Annotated in this window: 15 protein-coding genes and 2 tRNA genes; 10 read left to right on the top strand and 7 right to left on the bottom strand. The window is 61.8% G+C overall.

What is annotated here, in order from left to right:
* Positions 1-54: 54 nt before the first annotated feature.
* The 4 genes from V8192_RS07460 to V8192_RS07475 are packed head-to-tail and all read left to right on the top strand — an operon-like array spanning position 55 to position 5,693.
* Positions 55-2,100 carry a M13 family metallopeptidase gene (locus V8192_RS07460; RefSeq protein ID WP_341632455.1) on the top strand — a complete coding sequence of 682 codons (2,046 nt, stop codon included), beginning with the start codon at positions 55-57 and terminating at the stop codon, positions 2,098-2,100.
* Positions 2,101-2,134: 34 nt separating this feature from the next.
* Entirely contained in the window at positions 2,135-4,510 is a 2,376-nt protein-coding gene (locus tag V8192_RS07465; RefSeq protein WP_341632456.1) for a hybrid sensor histidine kinase/response regulator, read from the top strand.
* A 43-nt stretch (positions 4,511-4,553) separates the two neighbouring features.
* Entirely contained in the window at positions 4,554-4,910 is a 357-nt protein-coding gene (locus V8192_RS07470) for a response regulator (protein WP_341632457.1), read from the top strand.
* Between the two features lie 27 nt (positions 4,911-4,937).
* Positions 4,938-5,693 carry an alpha/beta hydrolase gene (locus tag V8192_RS07475; RefSeq protein WP_341632458.1) on the top strand — a complete coding sequence of 252 codons (756 nt, stop codon included), beginning with the start codon at positions 4,938-4,940 and terminating at the stop codon, positions 5,691-5,693.
* 4 nt (positions 5,694-5,697) lie between these two features.
* Here the strand turns inward: V8192_RS07475 and V8192_RS07480 are convergent, their stop codons facing one another.
* Entirely contained in the window at positions 5,698-6,039 is a 342-nt protein-coding gene (locus tag V8192_RS07480; protein ID WP_341632459.1) for a hypothetical protein, read from the bottom strand.
* A gap of 335 nt (positions 6,040-6,374) precedes the next feature.
* On the opposite strand from V8192_RS07480, the gene clpX reads away from it, so the two are divergent.
* Entirely contained in the window at positions 6,375-7,640 is a 1,266-nt protein-coding gene (clpX, locus tag V8192_RS07485) for an ATP-dependent Clp protease ATP-binding subunit ClpX (RefSeq protein ID WP_341632460.1), read from the top strand.
* Positions 7,641-7,646: 6 nt separating this feature from the next.
* Here clpX and V8192_RS07490 read toward each other — a convergent pair whose 3' ends face one another.
* From V8192_RS07490 to V8192_RS07500, 3 genes are all read right to left on the bottom strand, one after another.
* Positions 7,647-8,234 carry a methyltransferase family protein gene (locus V8192_RS07490; RefSeq protein ID WP_341632461.1) on the bottom strand — a complete coding sequence of 196 codons (588 nt, stop codon included), beginning with the start codon at positions 8,232-8,234 and terminating at the stop codon, positions 7,647-7,649.
* 48 nt (positions 8,235-8,282) lie between these two features.
* The gene (locus V8192_RS07495; protein ID WP_341632462.1) at positions 8,283-9,566 is read right to left on the bottom strand and encodes a L,D-transpeptidase family protein; all 1,284 of its coding nucleotides are present in this window, start codon (positions 9,564-9,566) and stop codon (positions 8,283-8,285) included.
* 224 nt (positions 9,567-9,790) lie between these two features.
* The gene (locus tag V8192_RS07500; RefSeq protein WP_341632463.1) at positions 9,791-10,003 is read right to left on the bottom strand and encodes a hypothetical protein; all 213 of its coding nucleotides are present in this window, start codon (positions 10,001-10,003) and stop codon (positions 9,791-9,793) included.
* A 105-nt stretch (positions 10,004-10,108) separates the two neighbouring features.
* Here V8192_RS07500 and lon point away from each other — a divergent pair, with 105 nt between their 5' ends.
* Positions 10,109-12,508: an endopeptidase La gene (gene lon / locus V8192_RS07505; protein ID WP_341632464.1), complete on the top strand. Its 2,400-nt coding sequence runs from the start codon at positions 10,109-10,111 to the stop codon at positions 12,506-12,508.
* Positions 12,509-12,513: 5 nt separating this feature from the next.
* Here lon and V8192_RS07510 read toward each other — a convergent pair whose 3' ends face one another.
* Positions 12,514-13,119, bottom strand: coding sequence for an ATP-dependent Clp protease proteolytic subunit (locus V8192_RS07510; RefSeq protein ID WP_341632465.1), 606 nt, complete (start codon positions 13,117-13,119; stop codon positions 12,514-12,516).
* Positions 13,120-13,299: 180 nt separating this feature from the next.
* Between V8192_RS07510 and V8192_RS07515 the strand changes: the two genes are divergently transcribed.
* Together V8192_RS07515 and V8192_RS07520 are read left to right on the top strand one after the other, a co-directional pair.
* Positions 13,300-13,572, top strand: coding sequence for an HU family DNA-binding protein (locus V8192_RS07515; RefSeq protein ID WP_341632466.1), 273 nt, complete (start codon positions 13,300-13,302; stop codon positions 13,570-13,572).
* A 95-nt stretch (positions 13,573-13,667) separates the two neighbouring features.
* Positions 13,668-13,742, top strand: a tRNA-Val gene (locus V8192_RS07520).
* A 29-nt stretch (positions 13,743-13,771) separates the two neighbouring features.
* Here the strand turns inward: V8192_RS07520 and V8192_RS07525 are convergent.
* Both V8192_RS07525 and V8192_RS07530 read right to left on the bottom strand, forming a co-directional pair.
* Positions 13,772-14,380, bottom strand: coding sequence for a Crp/Fnr family transcriptional regulator (locus tag V8192_RS07525; protein ID WP_341632467.1), 609 nt, complete (start codon positions 14,378-14,380; stop codon positions 13,772-13,774).
* Between the two features lie 180 nt (positions 14,381-14,560).
* A complete protein-coding gene (locus V8192_RS07530; RefSeq protein WP_341632468.1) occupies positions 14,561-14,989 on the bottom strand; it encodes an HIT family protein in 429 nt (142 codons plus the stop codon).
* A gap of 99 nt (positions 14,990-15,088) precedes the next feature.
* On the opposite strand from V8192_RS07530, the gene V8192_RS07535 reads away from it, so the two are divergent.
* Positions 15,089-15,165 (top strand) — tRNA-His (locus tag V8192_RS07535).
* 40 nt (positions 15,166-15,205) lie between these two features.
* A complete protein-coding gene (locus V8192_RS07540; protein WP_341632469.1) occupies positions 15,206-16,255 on the top strand; it encodes a Glu/Leu/Phe/Val family dehydrogenase in 1,050 nt (349 codons plus the stop codon).
* The last annotated feature ends 5 nt before the right edge of the window (positions 16,256-16,260 follow it).

Consider the following 16,260-nt stretch of genomic DNA (forward strand, 5'->3'; position numbering starts at 1 on the left):
CGAGGATTCCGGTTCCCTGTCCAACGATAAGGGAATCGACTGGAGGGGATTGAGATGGTTCGACTCTTTGCGTTTGCGCTCGCATCCACTGCTCTTGCAGGCGCCGCGGTCCTGGCCTTGCCGGAAGCTCCGGCTGCCGCGCAGACTGCGCCAACGGGCAAGCCGAAATATGGGACCTTCGGCTTTGACGTTTCAGGCATGGATCGCTCCATTTTGCCCGGCGACAGCTTCTTTGAATATGCGAACGGCACGTGGCTCAAGAACACGCAGATCCCGGCGGACAAGGCGCGTTATGGCATGTTCAACGTTCTCGACGACCTGTCGCGCGAGCGCACGCGGACGATCATCGAGGAGCAGGCAAAGGATCCAGGCAGCAAGATCGGCAATGCATACGCAAGCTTCATGGATGAAGCGGGAATCGAAGCGAAGGGTCTGGCGCCGCTCGAAGCGTGGCTGAACCAGATCCGCTCGCTCAAGAGCAAGGCTGGCCTTGCGCAGCTGTACGCCGATGGTCAGAAGATCGGCGTTTCGGCACCGTTCCGGATGTTCGTCGCGCAGGACCGGAAGGCGCCGACCACCTACATTCTTTCGATGTCCCAGGCCGGTCTCGGCATGCCTGACCGCGACTATTACCTGTCGAGTGATCCCAAGCTCGCCGAGACCCGGGCGAAATATCTTCAGCATCTCACCAATGTGCTGACGCTGGCTGGCGAACAAAATCCGGGCGCCAGAGCTCAAGCAGTCCTCGATCTCGAAACGAAGATCGCAACTGCTCACTGGACGCGCTCGGAAAGCCGCGATGCGAACAAGACGTACAACAAGATGACGCTTGTCCAGCTCGCCAAGCAGGCGCCGGGGTTTGATTTCGCGGGACTCGTTCGAAGTGCCGGTGTGACCAAGGCCAACGCGGTCGTCGTTGCCCAGCCGACAGCACTCACCGGTGAAGCTGCAGCGATCGCGGGAGCGCCGCTCGGCGTGCTGAAGGATCAGTTGCTGGTCCGCTCGATAGACACTTACGCAAGCTATCTTCCCAAGCGGTTCGACCAGGAGAGGTTCAGCTTTTTTGGTACCGTCCTATCGGGCACCCCGCAGCAGGAACCGCGCTGGAAACGGGCCGTGACGTTCACGGTCAGCACCATGGGCGACGATGTCAGCCGGCTTTACGTCGGACGTTATTTCCCGCCGGAGACCAAGGCCGCGGCCGACCGGCTCGTCCACAACATCATCACGGCGATGAACAATCGCATCGACCGGCTCGAGTGGATGAGTGCTGAGACCAAGACCAAGGCTCACGCAAAGCTTGCCGCCTTTACCCCCAAGATCGGTTATCCCTCGCAATGGCGGAACATGGGCGGGCTGGTCATCAAGCGCGATGACCTTGTCGGTAATGCAATGCGCTCGGCCCGGTTCGAATATGCCTATCAGCTGGGCAAGCTCGGCGGTCCGATCCGCCGCTGGGAATGGGGCATGACCCCGATGGAAATCAACGCCTATGCCAATTTCGGCATGGTCGAGATCGTCTTCCCGGCCGCCATTCTCCAGCCGCCCTTTTTCGACCCGAACGCCGATGATGCACTCAACTACGGCGGTATCGGAGCCGTCATCGGTCACGAGCTCAGCCATCATTTTGACGACCAGGGCGCGAAATACGACCTGACGGGCAAGCTGATCGACTGGTGGACGCCGGGAGATTCCAAGCAGTTCACGGCGCGCCTCGACAAATATGAGGCGCAGATCAATTCCTACGAGCCGCTGCCCGGGATGCACGTCAACGGCAAGCTCACCATGGGAGAGAATGTCGCCGATCTAGCAGGGCTCACGGTTGCGCACGATGCGTATATCGCATCTCTCAATGGAGCAGCCCCACCGGTCGTCGACGGCTTGACGGCAGACCAGCGCTTCTACTTGGGGTTTGCGCAGGTGTGGCGCTGCAAGAGCCGCGAGCCGGCACTTCGCCAGCAACTGCTCACCGACCCCCATTCGCCGTGTCCGGTTCGCACAAGCGTCGTTCGGAACATGGATCCCTGGTACCAGGCTTTCAGCGTCAAGCCGGGCCAAAAGCTGTATCTCGACCCGGCAGACCGCGTCCGCATCTGGTAGGAGCCGCTACAGCTGGTAGGATGCATCCCGCCTAATGCTGTACCAGGAGCTGCCCACCATCAATTCGACCCGCCTCGACGGCTGGGGCAGGTGGCTTGCGCCGTTTCTGGCGGCAGCCGCCGGCCTCACCGTGGCGGTGCTCCTGCTGCTTGCGGGCCAGCCGCTCCTTGGCCTTGCCGCTTTGGTTGCCGGCGGGATTGCCGCTGGCGTTGCTGCGCGCAGGCAAGGGCACCCGAAGGTTCCTTCCGAACCTCTGGTTTCGGGCCCTGATTATTCGCTGGTGGGCTCCGCGCTCGGGTTCAACCGCGATCCCGTCGCGCTGACGAACGGCGAGGGGACTCTTCTGGTCGTCAATGAACCCTATCGGACTCGCTTCGGCAGTGCGTGCCCGCTTGATCTTGCCGCGGCCGAGGAGGCGCGCGAAGGCCTGAAGCTTGCCCAGACCATGGCTCTTCGTGATGGCGCGGGGTGCGTTGCGGGCGTCGAGACTACCAGCGGCAATACGCCCGTCGAAGTGGAACGCGTCGGGGCACTCGAAAACCTTCTCCTTTGGCGCTTCCCCCAACCCCAGCCGGCGGATCCGCTGACTATCGCCGTCCGACGGCTTTCAGGGGCCGTCGGCGAGCGCCTCAGCGAAGGTGGGGTGCTTGCCGCGATTGTCGACGAGACAGGGACCATCCTTGCCGCCAACGGACTTTTCGCCGAGCGCGTACTTGTGGGCGACACCCATGCCGGCGCCCGCTTCAGCGAATTCGTCGAGATCGTTGATGGCGAGGCCCGCCTTGTCGCGGACCAGGAACACTCGCGAACGCTTCGGGCCATTCATGTCGGCGCAGATCCTTCAGGCGAGGGCATGGCGGGCACCTACTTGCTGTTTGACGCGCACACCTCCGATTCGGTCGCTGAATCCTCGAACCTGCAGGCGTTGCTCGACGTCCTTCCGATCGGCCTTGCGCTCGTCGACCGCGATGGCCGCTTCCTCACCATGAACTCGGCGTTCCGCCAGGCCGCGGGCTTCAAGGGACTGGCGATGCCGGTCTATCCTGGCGATCTCGTCGTCAAGGAAGACAAGGCAGCGGTCGCCGACGCCGTCCGACGCAATGCGCGGGGGCCGGCAATGTCGGGAGACCTTGCAGTGAGGCTTGCAAACCAGACGCCCGAACCGGTTGCACTCACGATCGCCGGCCTTAGGGGCCTTGGCGATGCTGCGGTCCTGCTGCTTCTCAAGGACAATAGCGAGGAGGCCAAGCTCAAGCGGCAGGTGGCGCAGGCCACCAAAATGCAGGTCGTCGGCCAGCTCGCGGGCGGCGTGGCGCATGACTTCAACAACATCCTCACCGCGATCATCGGTCACTGCGATCTCATGCTGATGCGTCATACGCCCGGCGATAGCGACTACGACGACATCCAGCAGATCAAGTCGAACTCGAACCGCGCCGCTGGCCTCACCCGGCAGCTCCTCGCCTTCTCCCGACAACAGACCTTGCGTCCGCAGGTTCTGCAGCTTCCCGACGTCGTGTCGGAGGTGTCCCATCTGCTTAAGCGGCTCCTGGGCGAAACCGTCGAGCTCGTCGTGAAGCATGGCAGGAGCCTCGGGCCGATACGAGCCGATCCCGGCCAGCTCGAGCAGGTGATCGTCAACCTTGCAGTCAACGCCCGGGACGCGATGGCGACCAAGGGAGGAGGAACCCTCACCATTCAGACCTATTCGGTGAAGGCGGACCAGGTCGCGGAGCTTGGCTCAGACATTCTGCCGATTGCCGACTACAGCGCCCTCTCGGTCACCGACACCGGCAGCGGCATTGCACCGAGCGTCCTTGGCAAGATTTTCGAGCCGTTCTTCACGACCAAGGAAGTCGGCAAGGGGACCGGCCTCGGGCTCTCCACCGTCTACGGCATCGTGAAGCAGTCGGGCGGATTCATTTTCGCGGATTCCAGGGTCGGTGAAGGAACCCAGTTCGTCATCTATCTGCCCGTTCACCGCGAAGAGGTTGGAGCAGGGCGGACCCGTAAGACCGTCAAAACCAAGAAGGATGAGCTTTGGGGGAGCGGCACGGTTCTTCTCGTGGAGGACGAACCGATGGTCCGGAGCGTCGCCGAACGAGCCCTCACGCGTCACGGCTATACCGTAATCACCGCCGACAATGGAGAGGACGCGCTTGAGATCATCGAGAAGAACGAGCCCATAGACCTCCTCATCAGCGACGTCGTCATGCCCGGGATGGATGGACCCACGATGGTGCGCAAGGCCCGCGAGAGCCGTCCCGACCTCAAGATCCTGTTCATGTCGGGCTATGCGGAGGAGCAGCTTCGCAAGTCCATCGACCTTGAAAACGTCAACTTCCTGCCCAAGCCATTTTCGGTCACCGATTTGGCCGAAGCCGCGCGGCGCGCAGTCATGCCGAAATAAGCTATTTGCGCTTTTCGCTTTGCGCTTTATTCGAATGACTTAAATGTCGGGGCAACGGTCCATCCTCATTGTCGAAGACGAGCCACTCATTGCGATGATGCTCGAGGATTTTCTCGATTCGCTCGGGCACAAGGTGAGGGGCACCTGCGATACCGTTCAATGCGCGCTCGACGAGGTCGAGAAGGGCGGATTCGATCTCGCGATCCTCGATGTGAACCTCAAGGGCGAGAATGTGTGGCCGGTTGCGACCAAGCTTCGCGAGCGTAAGGTTCCGTTCGTGATCGCGACCGGTGGGCATGTCGATCCCCCGCCACCCGAGTTCAACGACGCACCGGTAATCGAGAAGCCCTACACGGTGGACCGTGTCACGCCCGCTATCGAGGCTGCGTTCGCGGGATAGCGATCGCAAGCGGAACAGCGCAGCCTTATGTTTGAATTCCAGAGCCACCTCATCTTTCCGGTCCATGCCGTCCCGGTCGCCGGTCCGCTTCCGCACGGGGCCGAGCGGCTGTCCGTGACCACGGCTGATCATGAAGTCGTGAAGGGCGTTTACTTGCCCGCGGAGGCGTCTCATTCAAATCCCGTCCTCATTCTCGGCTTCGGCGGCAATGCGTGGAATGCCCAGGACGTCGCCCAGTACCTGCACGAACTTTTTCCGGACGAGGACGTCGCGGCATTTCATTACCGGGGCTACCCGCCTTCGAGCGGCGCCCCCTCGGCAGATGCGCTGGTCGCGGACGCGCCCCTCGTTCATGACGCGGCCGTGGAGCGGTCGAAGCCGGGCAAGGTCATTGCAATCGGCTTCAGCATCGGTACTGCCGTTGCAGCCCGGCTATCGAGCGTCAGGGAGCTCGACGGACTGATCCTCGTCACGCCGTTCGATTCGCTGAGGGCGCTCGCGCAGGGCATGTTTCCCTGGCTGCCCATCGGCCCCTTCTTCACGCACGAGATCGACGCAGCGGGCGCGCTCCACAAGAGCGACGTGCCGGTAGCAATGATCGCTGCCGAACGCGACGAGATCGTTCCTAGCGAGCGGACGCGGGCTCTTCGGGATGCCGTCCCGAACCTCGTCTTCGATCGGACTATCGAGAACGCCGGTCACAATGACATTTATGGCCGGTCCGACTTCCAGGATGCCATGCGCGAGGCGCTCGCGGTCCTGTTGAAAGGGGCCGGGGCCTAATCGTTCATCGATCGGGTTGGCTGGCGCACGCGTCGATTGGGGCTTTCTTGCGCGGCGGCGGAAGTTCGCCAGTGTCCTTCCCGACCTTTGCCGAGGGGTGAGTGGCCCTGGCATCGCTGTTCGACGATTTTCCCTGGGAAACGCAGGTCGCGTCGGTTTGCGCGACAGGCTTTGCAGCTGAGGCCGGCAGCTGTCCCGTCACGGGTTCGTCGGGTTTCTGAGCGGGAGCTGCCTGGATCGCGCTGGTTGCAGGGGCCGTTTCCGCGGGCGGTGTTGGTTGAGATGCATCGGCTAGTGCCGGTGCGAGCAAGAAGATGCCGGCAGTCGTAAGTGCCAGTTTCTTCATGTGGAACTCCTTCCTGTTTCCCCAGTCCCCCGAATTGTCCGAAAACGCCGCGGCGAAAGGCTGCGTTCCTCGCGCAGTCGTGCGGCAGACGGCATTGATCTCACGACGAGGGCGGGTGAGAAACTCGCGCCAGGCGGTCTATCATGGGACACGGTAAGGTTACCGGTTGCTCCAAGAGGCCTTGCTAGTGGCGGGGGCTCAATCCATATTCTTGAATCTAAAGGACCTCTCGGCCGGGGGCGGCGTTAACCGACCCGCAGAGTTGATTGTGTCATAAAGCGGGCTAGCATGCCCATTAGAGGACGGTCGTTCGCGGCCGAGATGCAAGGACGGGAATGACCAAGCTTTCAGGCGGCGACAGCAAGAGCACTCTTTACTGCTCCTTTTGCGGCAAGTCGCAGCACGAGGTCCGCAAGCTGATTGCTGGTCCGACCGTGTTCATTTGCGATGAGTGTGTCGAGCTCTGCAACGACATCATCCGCGAGGAATCCAAGTCGGCGCTGGTGAAGACCCGCGACGGCGTTCCAACGCCTTTGGAGATCTGCAAAGTCCTTGATGATTATGTCATCGGCCAGGATCGCGCCAAGCGTGTCCTCTCGGTCGCGGTTCACAACCATTACAAGCGGCTCTCTCATGGGGCCAAGTCCGGTAATGAGGTGGAGCTTGCCAAGTCGAACATACTGCTGATTGGTCCGACGGGCTGCGGGAAGACGCTCCTTGCGCAGACCCTTGCGCGGATCCTCGACGTGCCATTCACGATGGCGGATGCGACCACCCTGACCGAGGCGGGCTATGTCGGAGAGGACGTCGAAAACATCATTCTAAAGCTGCTCCAGGCCTCGGACTACAATGTCGAGAAGGCGCAGCGCGGCATCGTCTACATCGATGAAATCGACAAGATCAGTCGCAAGTCCGACAATCCCTCGATCACCCGCGACGTCTCGGGCGAGGGGGTCCAGCAGGCACTGCTGAAGCTAATGGAGGGCACGACCGCCTCGGTTCCCCCGCAGGGCGGCCGCAAGCACCCGCAACAAGAATTCCTGCAGGTGGACACCACCAACATCCTGTTCATCTGCGGCGGCGCCTTTGCAGGCCTCGAAAAGATCATCTCCGATCGCATGCAGGGCAAGTCGATGGGCTTTGGAGCGCATGTTGCAGCGCCCGACGAGCGCAAGACGGGCGAGATCCTGAAGCATTGCGAGCCCGAGGACCTGCTGAAGTTCGGGCTCATTCCCGAGTTCGTGGGCCGCCTTCCGGTGATCGCGACTCTGCTCGATCTCGACGAGACCGCCCTGGTGAAGATTCTCGTTGAGCCCAAGAACGCCCTCGTCAAGCAATACGCCAAGCTGTTCGACATGGAGGATGTCCAGCTCGAGTTCACCGACGATGCACTGCATTCGGTTGCCAAGAAGGCCATCGACCGGAAGACTGGTGCGCGAGGACTCCGCTCGATCCTGGAGGGCATATTGCTCGACACGATGTTCGACCTTCCCTCCATGGACGGCGTCGACGAGGTGCACGTCGACGGCGATGTGGTCGAGGGCCGCAAGGACCCCGTCCGCGTTTATGCCAAGAAGGACAAGACCGGGGACGCGGCCTAGCCGCCGCTAGAAAAGCCGGGGGATAAGTGCCGGCGTCGAGCGCCTGTATTCCTCGAACGCATTTCCGAAGTTCTGATGAAGGAGCGTCTCCTCGAGGCGGATCCTTACCGCTGTGCCAGCAAGGAAAATCGGAACGGCGATAACGAGCTGGAGCCAATGGCCCCAGGCCACCGCAAGCCCCAAAAGAAAGAGGAGCATCCCGAGATAGATTGGGTGGCGTACCCATCCGTAGGGTCCGTTGCGTACCAGTTCGTGATCGCTTCGGGTGCGCGCGACCAGACTCCAATTCTTGCCGAGCGCACGCGAGCTTGCCGCGAACAGGACGATTGTCCCGCCGGTGAGCAGTACGACGAGAAGCGTCGCAAGGACGCCCGCAAGACTGAAGGAGGAGATCGTCGATCTTGCAGGGCCCAATCCCGCAAGGCAGATGCCGATCGACTGGAGGATGATACCGAACCGCGAGCGGCTGTCGCTTCTCCCGCCGCGCTCTCTGGTCATGCGCGCGGCGGCGCGAAAGAGGAACCAGAAGAAAATAAGTGAAAGGGCCACGAAGGCCCAGAGCTGCATCGGGCTGATCGGAACTGCCAGCGGCATCGGGGCCAAATACGCTGTCTGTATTACTCGGTCAATACACCTCGCGAACTAGAGGCCGCGAACGGCCGCCAGCAGCTGCGTCCCGAAACGCTCCATCAGATGCTCGTCGCGGCCATAGTGATCCGCCATAAACTGAACACCATTGGCCGTCGGCTGGGCCGTCAGATAGGTCATGTAGACGGGGATCGGTCGCGGCAGGTCCACTTCGTCCTCGACCTTGGGGTTCTTGCCCTGCGGGACGACGCCATCGAACAGGAACTTGGCGAGGCGCTTGTAGTCCTCGAGCCGCACGCAGCCGTTGCTGATCCACAGTTCGTTCTTTGTGAAATGCTCCTTCTCGGGAGAATCATGGAGATAAATGCCGAAGTAATTGGGCAGCATGAACTTCATCATGCCCATCGAATTGGCGGGGCTTGGTAGGCGCCGAAGGCGGACTTCCTGCCGACCATCGACCACCGCCTGCCAATCGACGCTGTTGGGGTCGATCGCCTGTGCATCGTCGCTATAGTCGGTGAGTACCTGATATTCGCGGTCGGTCAGGTACTTGACGCCTTGTGCCACGACACGCGGTGCAACGAGGCTTCGCACGAGCTCCGGCGGCACGTTCCAATACGGGTTCACGCTCGCATATTTGATGTAAGCGGCCATCATCGGAGTCGCGGTTTCGGCCTTGCCGACCACGATCTTCATCTCGTCGACCTTGCGGCCGTTCTCCCACATCGAGAGGCGGGCGTCACCGGCGTCCACCAGTACATATTTGCGCTGTTCCTCAGGAGCAGGGAGACGGCGTGCGCGCTCCATGTTGATGATGATCAGCTGCTCATAATATTGCGCGCCGCGATTGAGCGCCTGGATCGTTCCATTGCCGGCGATGCCGTCGGGCTTGATGCCGTGGACCGACTGGAACTCCTTGACCTGGGCGGCGAGAGCAGCGTCATACTTGTTTCCGTCCGGAAGCCCGAGACGGGTGCGCAAGGCCGCCACCCGGGCTCCCGACATTGCGGGCTTGAGCGTTGGTCCTTCGGGCACCGGGATCTGGGGCAAGTCGCCCCAGCGCTGCTGGTACTTGACGAGCCCGCGGCGAAGCTCGGTGTAGATCGGATTTACCGAGGTGAAGATGTCAACGGGGGCACCGCTCCAGGCGGCGAAGCTCGCTGCGCCGCCGGCACTGTCATCGTGCACTGCCTTGGGCACGAGCTCCTCGTCGATGTAGATCATGTCGACGCCCTGCTCGATTGCAGGTGGCAGATCGATCGGCTCCAGAGAGGGGGCCTTGCCCTGCTCGGCTACCGGGGACTGCCAAGGCTGACCCATTGGCGCAGGACGTGCCATCCACGGCTCCTGGACAGGAGCGCGAGGGGCAGGAGCAGCCAGGGGCGGGGGAGGGGGCACAGCGCCAGGTACGGACCAGTTGCCGCCCAGTTGCGCCGCAGCAGCACCAGCTGCGGGGATCGTCAGCGCGCTGAGCGCGAGGAGCAAATAATGTTTGTTCACAGGGACAAGATAGTCACCGAAACTGAACGATTACAGAATCAACCGACCGCTTCTGCCGCGATTTACTCACCATCGAGCGGAAGAGTGTCTCGTTCTGCCGTTGGAGAACCGAGTTTTTCGGCAATCCGTTCCACTTCCTCTTCGCTCGGGGGCTCGGGAAGTTCCTCGCCGGGGGCGAGCGCGTCGTCCGGAATTCCTGGACCTGTGCCCGCGATCGTCTCATTGAGCGGCCTGTCGTTAGGGCCCGTGCTGATCTTTTCGCGATCCTCGGCCATGGAGGGTCTCCTTCTGGCTGCCTTCTGTCCCAACAGCGAGCAACCGCCACCGAATGTTCCTGGCGTTTGTTGCGCCGGAGAGGGGCGGAGCCCATATACTGGCTCATGACTCGCTCTCTCCCCATTCTGCCGCTGCGCGACATCGTTGTCTTCCCGCAGCGTATCGTTCCGCTGTTCGTCGGCCGTGAGAAGTCCGTTGCTGCACTCGAGGCGGCAATGGCCGCCGACAAGGAACTGTTCCTCGTCGCGCAGCTCGATCCGGGCGAGGACGATCCTGACCGTGATGCGCTTTATGACCTTGGCGTTGTCGCGACGGCGATGCAGCTGCTCAAGCTTCCGGATGGCACTGTCCGGGTCCTGGTTGAAGGTGTGAAGCGGGCTCGCCTCGTCAATCTCGTTCCGAGCGAGGGGTACACGGCGGCTGAGATCGAGGAGATCGAGGACCAGGAGGATCCCGGGCCCGAGGCCCAGGCGCTGATGCGCTCGGTCATCGATCAGTTCGAAAACTATACGAAGCTCAACAAGCGGTTGCCGCCGGAAACCGGGATCCAGCTGGGAGAGATCGAGGACCCGTCGGCACTTGCCGATGCCGTTGCCTCCAATCTGTCGATCAAGGTAGCCGACAAGCAGGCATTGCTTGGCGAGCTCAACCCTTCACGCCGCCTCGAGATGGTGTTTGCCTTCATGGAAGGCGAACTTGGCGTCCTCCAGGTCGAAAAGAAGATCCGCAGCCGCGTGAAGCGGCAGATGGAGAAGACCCAGCGGGAATATTATCTCAACGAGCAGCTGAAGGCGATCCAGCGCGAGCTCGGCAACGAGAGCGAAGAGGGCGGCGACGAACTCCAGGAGCTTGCCGAGAAGATCCGCAAGACCCGGCTCAGCAAGGAAGCGCGCAATAGGGCCAATGCCGAGCTCAAGAAACTCCGCGCAATGGCGCCTATGTCCGCCGAGGCGACAGTCGCGCGCAACTACCTCGACGTTCTGCTGGGCCTGCCGTGGGGCAAGAAGTCCAAGCTCAAGAAGGATATTGCCGAGGCCCAGGCGGTACTCGACGAAGACCATTATGGTCTCGAGAAGGTCAAGGACCGGATCGTCGAATATCTTGCGGTGCAGGCCCGCACGAACAAGCTTAAGGGCCCGATTTTGTGCCTCGTTGGTCCGCCGGGCGTCGGCAAGACCTCGCTTGGCCGATCGATCGCCAGGGCCACGGGCCGTGAGTTTGTGCGCCAATCGCTCGGCGGGGTTCGCGACGAGGCGGAGATCCGGGGTCACCGCCGGACCTACATCGGCTCGCTTCCGGGCAAGATCATCTCGAACATCAAGAAGGCAGGGACTTCCAATCCGCTCTTCCTTCTCGATGAGATTGACAAGCTCGGCCAGGACTTCCGGGGCGACCCATCCTCGGCGCTACTCGAGGTGCTGGATCCCGAGCAGAACAACAAGTTCCAGGACCACTACCTGGAACTCGATTACGACCTATCGGACGTCATGTTCGTGACGACTGCCAACTCCCTCGACATGCCGCAGCCCCTGATGGACCGGATGGAGATCATTCGGCTCGAGGGCTACACCGAGGACGAGAAGGTCCAGATCGCCAAGCAGCACCTCATCCCCAAGCAGATGGATGCCCACGGGCTGAAGAGCGAGGAACTGACCTATAGCGATGATTCTCTTCGCGCGATGATCCGCCATTACACGCGGGAAGCGGGTGTTCGCACGCTCGAGCGCGAGCTCGCCAAGGTGGCGCGAAAGTCCTTGCGTCAGATTCTCGAAGGCAAAGCCCAGAGAATCGAGCTGACGGCGGAGAATCTTGGCGATTTTCTCGGCGTCCGGAAGTTCCGCTACGGAATGGGCGAGGAAGAGGACCAGATTGGTGCCGTCACGGGTCTTGCATGGACGGAGGTCGGCGGCGAGCTGCTGACCATCGAGGCCGTCACCGTTCCGGGCAAGGGCCAGATCAAAACGACCGGCAAGCTTGGCGAGGTGATGCAGGAGTCGATCCAGGCAGCGATGAGCTTTGTGAAGGCGCGCGCGCCTGCTTACGGCGTCAAGCCTTCGATCTTCGCGCGCAAGGACATTCACGTTCACTTGCCAGAAGGCGCAGTCCCCAAGGACGGCCCCTCGGCGGGTATAGGAATGGTCACGGCGATGATCTCGACGCTGAGCGGCGTCGCCGTGAGGCGCGACGTCGCGATGACTGGCGAAGTGACCTTGCGCGGACGTGTTCTGCCGATCGGGGGCCTAAAGGAAAAGCTCCTCGCGGCGCTGCGCGGCGGCATCACGACGGTGCTCATCCCCTCAGAGAATGAGAAGGACCTCGTCGAACTTCCTACAACCGTGAAGGAAGGGCTGGAAATCATCCCGGTCGACCATGTCGACCAGGTCCTTGCAAGGGCGCTTGCCGAGCCGCTTCAGCCCATCGAATGGGCCGATGAGGACGAGCATGCCGCAGAACCGCCCGTCCACACTCCTGGTCCTGGAGGTGAACCGGCCGTTCGCCACTGAGGGTTTCAATCTCGCCGAATGTCGCGCGGGTCGCGGATGATGCTCGTCACCATGCCGTAGTCGATCGCCTCTTCGGCGGTCAGCCAGTGGTTGCGATTGATGTCCCTGTTGATCCTCTCAACGGGCTGTCCGGTCTCTTCGGAAATGATCCGGACGAGCCGTTCGCGCATGCGCAGTATCTCGCGGGCCTCGATCTCGATGTCCGCTGCCATTCCCCGGGCGCCGCCCGCCGGCTGGTGAAGCAGGAAACGGGTGTTGGGCAGGCAGAAGCGGCGGTCCTTGGCGCCGGCAAGGAAGATGTGGGCTCCAGCACTTGCGACCCATCCCGTACCGATCATGTTGATGTTCACGTCGTTGCGGATGAACCGAACCATGTCGTGGATGGTGTCACCTGACTCGACGTGCCCGCCGGGAGAGTTGATGTAGATATCGATCGGAAGATCAGCGTCGCGGTCAGCAAGCAGCAACAACCTTGAACAGACGTCCCGCGCGAGACGGTCGTTGATGTCACCGAAGATCAGGACCTTGCGTGTGCGCAGGAGCTCCGTCTCGATCCGGCTGACGAATTCTCCGGAACCGTTCGGTTGCTGGTCGGGCGCGTCGTTCGTCATGACAACTCCTGCAGTGCGGATCGAGATTCGAAGTCCTCAGCCACTAGCCCCGCTCATCCGCAGAGTCCCGCAACTAGACGGGATCATCGCTACAGCTACTGGACAGGGACGGGGAGTCTTGCGTTAAGGTCAACGCTCCGCGCGTGCGAGTCTGGCCGCCGGTGAGGGAGAGCTTGGGGCATGAACAAGCAGGAACTGATCGGTCATGTCGCCGATCGATCGGGGCTTAGTCGCAACGATGCGATGCGTGCCGTCGAGACGATGCTTGAGGTGATAACCTCGACGCTGAAACGGGGTGACGAAGTTCGCCTTGTCGGCTTCGGCAATTTTTCCGTGACGCGCCGCAAGGCATCAACGGGCCGCAATCCCCGCACGGGAGAGCCGATGCAGATCAAGGCCAGCTCGCAGCCCAAGTTCAGGCCTGGCAAGGTTCTGAAAGACGCGGTTCAGTAGTTTTGGAATGCTGTCTATTTGAGGACTGCAGAAACGAGGCGGCTGGACAGGGGGAAGCGCGCTTTCTATCTGCCCGGCACCCGGCGCACGAGCGTGGGCGCGTAGCTCAGCGGTAGAGCACACCCTTCACACGGGTGGGGTCACAGGTTCAATCCCTGTCGCGCCCACCACGCCTTTGCGAGCGGCGTGGTCTTTGTGTTCAAATCTCCAGGTAAGCCGGCTGGAAACTCGCGACCCGGCGCATCTCGGTCCAGTCGGTGAACTCGATGTCGCGACCCTTTCGCTTGATCAGTCCCTGGCGCTCCATATCGGCGAGCACCCGGTTTACGTTCACCGAAGTTTGCCCCGTGATGTCGGCGATCTGCTGCTGAGTGAAGGGATTGAGCATGTGGTCATCGCCCGCATGCATCCGGGCAGCAGTCTCGCACAGCAAGTGCGCGACGCGTGCGGTCGAGTCGCGGCGGCCGCAATTGACCAGCCATTCGTAACCGATCGCCTCGTTTCGCTGAAGGAGGCGCCAGAAGAAGCGCTGGAGCTCAGGGTGCGCATCGACAATCGGGTCAAAGTCGCTCGCTCGTCCGACCATCACCTCGCTGCGGACAATAGCCTGGATGCCGTAGTCCGCGGTGCCGGCCCTCGGGAGGATTCCCTCGCCCGCAAAGCGAAGTGCGACGATCTGACGCCGTCCCGACGTATCGCTCTTGAATTTGGACAGGATGCCGGAGCGAACGAACATCACTTCGTCACGCAGGGCGCCAGGCTCTCTGAAGGGGCGGCGCGGCTCAACCTGGACGACGCGATGCGGCATCCTGTCGAGCTCGTCCGCCAGACGTGGCTCAAGGCCTGCCGACACCAAAGTCTCGCGCAGAGACACACTCCCGGTGGGCGATCTGGATCGCCGAGTCGCCATAGAGGTCTCTCCCCTTGGAACGATGCGCTTCCGCAACGTTGGGTGCAAGACTTATCCTAAGTTGTATGCGCGTGGTGTTTACGCGGGATTTGCACCAAGATCGGTAACCAGTTGCGATAATTGCCCGGCATCGAGCTTCACCGCGACATCAAGGCGAGGTGGACCCGGCCAACCGGTATCCGCGAACTCGATGTCTTTCCAACCCCTCGGCCTCGAGTAGCGCGGGATCACGTGAAAGTGGACCTCGCGATCGACCATCATCAGCATGAGGTAATTGATGCGCTCGTAACTGACGAAACGGGCGAGCACGCGTTCAATGTACGAAATCGCCTCGGCCTGGTTCGCAAAGGCGTCGGCAGACAGGTCCGAATAGGCTTTCGCATTGCTCTTGGCCGCAAGGACGAGCGATCCGAGCGTAACTTGGGCCGGGCGGACGAGCACCAGCCAATGGCCGAACTCCTTCAGCAGCGTTTCGGGAAAGCCGAACTTCTCGATCGTTGGGTTCATGGCGGATTTGGCCTCGCTTGCGTTCCAACGCACGTCACCCTAAGTGGCGCCCGCGCCAATGGAAACCGCAACAGAGGGCGGTTCCCGAGGCGCTCTGAGGCGATCGTAGCTCAGCTGGTTAGAGCATCGGTTTGTGGTACCGAGGGTCGGGGGTTCAAGTCCCCTCGATCGCCCCATCCCTTCGAACCTGGTTCCTTTGAAGAGCAGCACACATCCATGACGACCCCCTGGGGCTTGCCCGATTTCGACGCTCATGAGCAGATCCACTTCATCACCGACGAAAAGTGCGGGCTGAAGGCAATCATCGCGGTCCATTCAACGCATCTGGGGCCCGCGGCGGGCGGTGCGCGCTTCTGGCATTATGCTAAGGACGATGATGCTCTTACTGACGCGCTGAGGCTTTCGCGCGGGATGAGCTACAAGAATGCAATGGCCGGCCTCCCGCTTGGTGGCGGCAAATCGGTACTGCTTGCAAACGAGGACCGCAGCAAGACGCCTGACATGCTCCATGCGTTCGGCAAGGCTGTCGAACAGCTTGGCGGCCGCTACGTCACCGCCGAAGACGTGGGCATCAACGTCGCGGACATGATTGAAGTCGCCCGTTCGACGAAATATGTGGCGGGCCTCCCGAACAGCACGGGCGACGTAGGTGGCGATCCGGGACCGCACACCTCCCTTGGCGTCTTCCTCGGGATCAAGGCCGCAGTGAAGCGGGCGCTCGGCAAGGATAGCCTTTCGGGGCTGCATATTGCCATGCAGGGAGCAGGAAGTGTCGCGACCGGTGTCGCGCTTCACGCCTGCGCCGAAGGCGCGAAGCTCAGCATTGCCGACGTCGATCCGGCTAAGGCCCAGAAGCTCGCGGACGCAACCAACGGCACGGTCGTGTCACCCGACGAGATCCTCGCGCTGGAGGCGGACATCGTCAGTCCCAACGCGCTCGGCGCCATTCTGACCGAGCAGTCGATCGCAGCCCTGAAGACGCCGATCGTGGCCGGCGGCGCGAACAACCAGCTTGCGACCGAGGAAGACGGTGAACGGCTGCACGCGCGCGGGATCCTCTATGCGCCAGACTATGTGATCAACGCCGGAGGCATCATCAACGTCTGCACCGAATATCTGGGGGACGGGGACGCGGGCCTCGTGCGCCAGCGGATTGAGGGAATCCCGGTGAGGCTCGACCAGATCTGGTCCGAGAGCGCCGACAGCGGACGTGATCCTGCCGCGGTTGCAGACGCTATGGCGCAAAGGCTCATCGGAAGGGCATAAGCGGC

The organism is Sphingomonas agri, from assembly GCF_038148795.1.
Taxonomy (GTDB): domain Bacteria; phylum Pseudomonadota; class Alphaproteobacteria; order Sphingomonadales; family Sphingomonadaceae; genus Sphingomicrobium; species Sphingomicrobium agri.